The 723-nt window shown below is 61.0% G+C and carries 1 protein-coding gene; it reads left to right on the top strand.

Translation table 11 applies throughout. From position 1 onward, the window contains the following. On the top strand, nucleotides 1–723 hold a 723-nt coding region (locus ACXAJV_RS15330), incomplete at its 5' end, for an EF-Tu C-terminal domain-related protein (protein WP_475086287.1).

Raw genomic sequence — 723 nt, 5'->3', positions numbered from 1 at the left:
CTTCTGTCGTCCTACGACTTCCCGGGCGACGATATTCCGATCGTTGCGGGTTCGGCTCTGGCGGCTGTTGAAGGCCGTGACGAGAACATCGGCAAGGAGAAGATCCTTGAGCTGATGGCGGCTGTGGACGAGTACATCCCGACGCCGGACCGTCCGATTGACCAGCCTTTCCTGATGCCGATCGAAGACGTGTTCTCGATCTCGGGCCGGGGTACGGTTGTGACGGGTCGTGTCGAGCGCGGCATCGTGAAGGTTGGCGAAGAAATCGAGATCGTCGGCATCCGCGACACCGTGAAGACGACGTGCACGGGCGTTGAGATGTTCCGCAAGCTTCTGGACCAGGGCCAGGCGGGCGACAATGTCGGCGTTCTGCTGCGTGGTATCGACCGTGAAGGTGTTGAGCGTGGCCAGGTTCTGGCCAAGCCGGGTTCGATCACGCCGCACGCCAAGTTCGTGGCTGAAGCCTACATCCTGACGAAGGAAGAGGGTGGCCGTCACACGCCGTTCTTCACGAACTACCGTCCGCAATTCTACTTCCGCACGACCGACGTGACCGGCGTCGTGACGCTGAAGGAAGGCACCGAGATGGTGATGCCGGGCGACAATGTGGAAATGAATGTCGAGCTGATCACGCCGATCGCCATGGAAGAGAAGCTGCGCTTCGCTATCCGTGAAGGCGGCCGTACCGTCGGCGCCGGCGTCGTCTCCAAGATCGTCGAGTAA

This window comes from Maricaulis sp. ABE4_448, assembly GCF_056160825.1.
Note: the sequence above shows the minus strand (reverse complement) of the source record. Positions and strands in the feature narration are given on the sequence as shown.